Source organism: Thioalkalivibrio sp., assembly GCF_041685615.1.
In the GTDB taxonomy this organism is placed as follows: Bacteria; Pseudomonadota; Gammaproteobacteria; order Ectothiorhodospirales; family Ectothiorhodospiraceae; genus Thioalkalivibrio.
On record NZ_JAWLFK010000090.1, the window covers coordinates 1 to 4,544 of the forward strand.

Annotated in this window: 5 protein-coding genes; all 5 read right to left on the minus strand. The window is 60.9% G+C overall.

Translation table 11 applies throughout. From position 1 onward, the window contains the following. On the minus strand, nucleotides 1-2,616 hold a 2,616-nt coding region (locus ACESLR_RS11605), incomplete at its 3' end, for a type I restriction endonuclease subunit R (protein WP_373067509.1). After that, complete coding sequence (locus ACESLR_RS11610) at nucleotides 2,613-2,852, minus strand: hypothetical protein (RefSeq protein ID WP_373067516.1); 240 nt, start codon at nucleotides 2,850-2,852, stop codon at nucleotides 2,613-2,615. The genes ACESLR_RS11610 and ACESLR_RS11605, both read right to left, overlap by 4 nt. Nucleotides 2,853-3,049: 197 nt before the next feature. Further along, nucleotides 3,050-3,544 carry a hypothetical protein gene (locus tag ACESLR_RS11615; RefSeq protein ID WP_373067523.1) on the minus strand — a complete coding sequence of 165 codons (495 nt, stop codon included), beginning with the start codon at nucleotides 3,542-3,544 and terminating at the stop codon, nucleotides 3,050-3,052. Then, the gene (locus ACESLR_RS11620; protein WP_373067531.1) at nucleotides 3,541-4,248 is read right to left on the minus strand and encodes a DUF3800 domain-containing protein; all 708 of its coding nucleotides are present in this window, start codon (nucleotides 4,246-4,248) and stop codon (nucleotides 3,541-3,543) included. Before ACESLR_RS11620 ends, ACESLR_RS11615 begins: the two co-directional genes overlap by 4 nt. Continuing rightward, on the minus strand, nucleotides 4,245-4,544 hold a 300-nt coding region (locus tag ACESLR_RS11625), incomplete at its 5' end, for a restriction endonuclease subunit S (RefSeq protein WP_373067538.1). The genes ACESLR_RS11625 and ACESLR_RS11620, both read right to left, overlap by 4 nt.

Below are 4,544 nucleotides of genomic sequence, written 5' to 3' on the forward strand. Positions count from 1 at the left end.
CGAGATGGATGCCGGCAGGCTGTCCACGGCCTCTTCCCCACGCTCGACCACCAGTTCCACCAGCGTCATGTCGTCGAAGGCCGAGAGCTTCTCGCTCTCATCCGCGCGGATATAGGTGTCCAGCAGATGCCGCATGGCCGGCTCGTACATCTTCATGTCGATGTAGTCGCCGCTGGCCAGCTTCACCTCCTCCCGGACCTTCTCGTAATGCTCGACCTCCGACTTGATCGTGGCGGCCTCGGCTTCGCTGTAGCCGGCCTGCCGTATTTCGTTGGCCAGATCGGCATAGGCGCGCAGGAAAGCGCCGACGTGTTTGTACAGGGCCAGGCGTCTGGGCTCATTCTCCTTCTGCACCTCGGGTGCATCACTGGGGCCGACGAAATAGCGCCGGTAGGCGGGGCTGTCCTTGGGCGGGTCCACGGCCTCGCACAGCGCCTTGACCGCTTCGCGGGTCTCTTCCAGGCGTTCCCGCGCCTTGTCCAGGCGATCCTCCAACAGCCCTTCCACGTCATCCGCGTCGAAGGCGTCGAAGGCCCCGCCCGTGTAGTCCTGGATGGATTGCTCCAGGGATTTGAACAGGTCCTTGTAATCGACGATGTAGCCGACTTCCTTGTCCTCGGTGTGCAGACGATTGACCCGGCAGATGGCCTGAAACAGACCGTGGTCGCGCATCTGCTTGTCGATATAGAGATAGGTGGCCGGCGGCGCGTCGAAGCCGGTAAGCAGCTTGTCCACCACGATCAGCAGCTTCATCTGGCCGGGCTCGTCGATGAAGCGCTTCTTCACCTCCTGCTCGAAGGTCTCCACCTTGTTGACGGCCGTGTCTTCCGGCTCGTTGAAGTGTTCGGCCAGCATGCGGCGATAGATGGCGTACTGGTGCAGCTTCTCGGTCTCGCCCTCGCCGGTGGCCTCACCCTTGATATCGGCGGTGGACGGCACATAGGAGGTGACAATGGCGCACTTGCCCTTCAGCTCCGTCTTCTCGAACATCTCGAACAGCCGGCAGGCCGAATAGATGCTGCCGGCCACCAGCATGGCGTTGCCGTGACCACTCATCAGCCGGTCGCGCGTGGCCATGTCCCAGAGGATGTCGGAGACGATCTTCTCCAGTCGATCGCGTGAGCTGAGCACCTTCTGCAGAGTGCCCCAGCGCTTCTTGAGCTGGGCGCGGGCGTAGTCGTTCAGGCCCTGGGTCTTGAGCTCGAACCACTGGTCGATCTTGGCCTGCGAGGTGACATGCTGGTCGATGTCCCGCGCCTCGTAGCGCAGGTCCAGCACCACGCCGTCACTCACCGCTTCGTCGAACTTGTAGCTGTGGATGTAGGGGCCGAAGACTTCGATGCTCTTGCGCTTGTCCTTTTTCAGCAATGGCGTACCGGTGAACCCGATCAGCAGGGCCTCGGGCAGCAGAGCCTTCATCGCCTCGTGCAGCTTGCCGGACTGGGTGCGGTGGCACTCGTCGACGAACACGAACAGATTGCCCCTGGCCCGAAAGCCTTTCGGCAAATGGCTGCGCATGTCCCGGATGAAGGCCTCGACATCGCCCTCCTCCGAGGCACCGAACTTGTGGATCAGCGAGGCGATGAGCCACTCATCGCTGCGGTTGAGCACGTCGATCAGGTCGGCGCCGCTCCGGGTGCGGTGGATCTGCTCGTCCACACCCTTGAAGACCTTCTCGATCTGCTCGTCCAGCTCGGTGCGGTCGGTGATCACCAGCACCCGGGCGTCTTCCACGTTCTCGCGAATCCATTTCGCCAGCCACACCATGGTCAGCGATTTGCCGCTGCCCTGGGTGTGCCAGATGATGCCGCCCTGGCGACGCAACACATGCGCCTGTGCGGCACGCACGCCGAAGAACTGATTGTGCCGGCAGGTCTTTTTGGTGCCGGCATCGAAGACCATGAAGTCGTGCACGACCTCCAGCAGCCGTTCCTTGCGGCAGAGCTGGTGCAGTCCGCGCGCCAGAGGGTCGTCGATATCGGACGACTCCTTCCATTCCATCCAGAATTTCTCGGGCGTCTCGATCACCCCGTAGCGCAGGCCCTCGGTGGGGTTGCCGGCCATCACCAGCTGCGCGGTGGCGAAAAACGGCTGGATGAAATCGCGCTTCTGGTTATCCAGGCTCTGGCGGATGCCCTCGGCCACCGCCACAGTGGAGCGTTTCAGCTCCAGAATGCCCAAGGCGATGCCGTTGACGTACAGCACAACATCCGGGCGCTTGGTATTCGCCCCGGCCACCGTGACCTCTTCGGCCACGGCGAAGTCGTTGTTCTCGGGATTGGCCCAGTCGGTCAGCCAGACGGTGACGGTCTGCTCCTGTACCGACGGCTTGACGTGAACCCCGTAGCGCAGCTTCTCGTAGACGGCGCGGTTGGCGTCATAAAGCGTCTTGCTGCCGGCAATCGCCGCCGCCTGGTCCAGCTCGCGCAGGGCGCGATTGATCACGCGCTCATCAAAGCCCTGTCGCGCCAGCCACTCGCGCAACAGGTCTTCCTCGATATTGCGGTTGCCGGCCCGGTCCTTCCAGTCGCCCAGGTAGCGATAACCCAGCTCGTCCCGGAAGAAGCGCAGCACCTGCTGCTGGGTGAGGCGTTCGCGTTGGCCGACGGTGCTCATTTCGGGCCCTCACCCTCGCCGTCCAGCCCCGGCTCTCGTACCGCGGATGGCGAAGCGAAGGCCCCCGATACATACTCCTCCGCCCTACCAATCTGCTCCGGGGCCAGTCGGACCGTCTGGCCATCGCGCCAGACCTCGGCGTATTGCCCCAGACGGCGCTTGCGCTCAAGGGCGTTGGCGACCGCCTTCCGCAGGGCCATCAGCGCCTTCGCTTCATGATCTTGCTCAGTCGCCATGGCTGAATGTCTCCTTGACTGGCACGACTCATAACCAATTGTTATTAATATATTTTCTGAGCTAACATGTCGTGATACTGCGACGCAAGACTCAGCCGGATTGAATCCACCGGCCTCCGGGCCTATACTTCCCAGTGTCTCATCCGCCTTTAGCGGAAGGAGCATCCGAAGCCCTTCGGCAGCAATGCCGCGGGGCTTCAGCCTTTCTGGCCCTGCCAAAATCTCCGTTTCTCCTTCTCGAAGGCTCTCCGACGGCCCGACCTGAGGTCGCAGTAGGCAGTCTTCAGCACATAATAGTCTCGGCGATTGCCCAGGATCACAGCGAAGTCGTGCGCTTCAGCCCAGATGACAACGTGCGTATCGCGCCCACGGCTATTCTCCCACCAACTGACCCCTTCCGCTCCGACATCTGCCTGCCGAACCGCCCATGCGATCCAGCGAATCCGCTCGCAGCGAGCAATGTCCGGTATTCGGTCCTCTTCGTTCCGGTTGCCAGGGTGCGGCGCCTCCGAAATGACGTGCCAGAAGCTGAAATGCTTGCCCTGACTTTCCGGTCGATAGGGCGCGGTCACCCGGCACCCCTGGAACCACACATCGGGCTGGACGAAACTCTCGACAAAGGCCTCGTACACCCTCTCTACATAATTCTGCCAATCTCCGTCAAACGGCAACAACTCGGGCGGTTCCGTCATGCCCCCTCCCGAGCCTGCCAGACGAACAGATTGAACTTTCTCGCACCGGGCGGCGTGGACCGGTCCAGGCCCAGGCCGCTGCGCGCTCTCAGGTGCTGAATCAGTGCTTGCTTGGCCTGGCTGTCCTGAATGCCCCGGAAATGATGCGATAACAATCCCGTCAGCACGTCCGCCAGTTGCACCAGCGGCACATCGTGCGAACGCACGGCTTCGATGCTCTGGATCCGTTCGTTATTGAAATCGTAGTGGGCATTGCACAGCACCTCTTGCAGCTTGCCCAGCTTTGTATTGCTGTGCGTATCTTTTATGTCTACAAAGATCCGAAACGTATGCTGATCGTCGATCAAGCGGGTCAGCAGTTGCCACCACATCTTGTAGTAAAACTCATCGTGATCCTGATCGAAGCGCTCATGGTCCAGCACCCGTTTGTTCGGCACCACCACGCCGCGAAAACCCAGCGATGGTTCATCAAAGAAAAGCGAGACCAGATCGCGATAAAAGGCCAGTGTTGACGGGGCCACCTGTGTCCACTTGATCTCGCGTGTCGCCGAGATGCCGTGATGCGCTTTCAATGCTTTCATGGCGCGCCCGAGCCTTTTCCGCATATCCGCCGGGCAGGAGACAGCACCCAACACCATCGCGCGTTGATGGTCATGCTCCAGATGACAGGATTCATCGCAATAGATATGAATCTGGTCGCTCATGCCGCCGGCTCCGTGGTCTGCGGCGCTACCAGCCGAACCCGCCCGGTGAGCAGCTGCTGCATCATGCCCTGCTTGATCCGGCGGGCCTTGTCTAGGCGGCGTTCCAGGGCCTCGATTTCGGTGTCCATGTCGGACAGGACGGTCGCGATGGCGGCTTGTTCACCTTCACTGGGAGGAACGAACAGTTTGAAATTTTGAAATGTTGGCAAGCGCAACGAGTCGACAGTTGCCTTTACCGTATTCCTCATCGCCCAATCACCAAAGAAATGAGCCATGTAGTAGTACACAAACTTTGA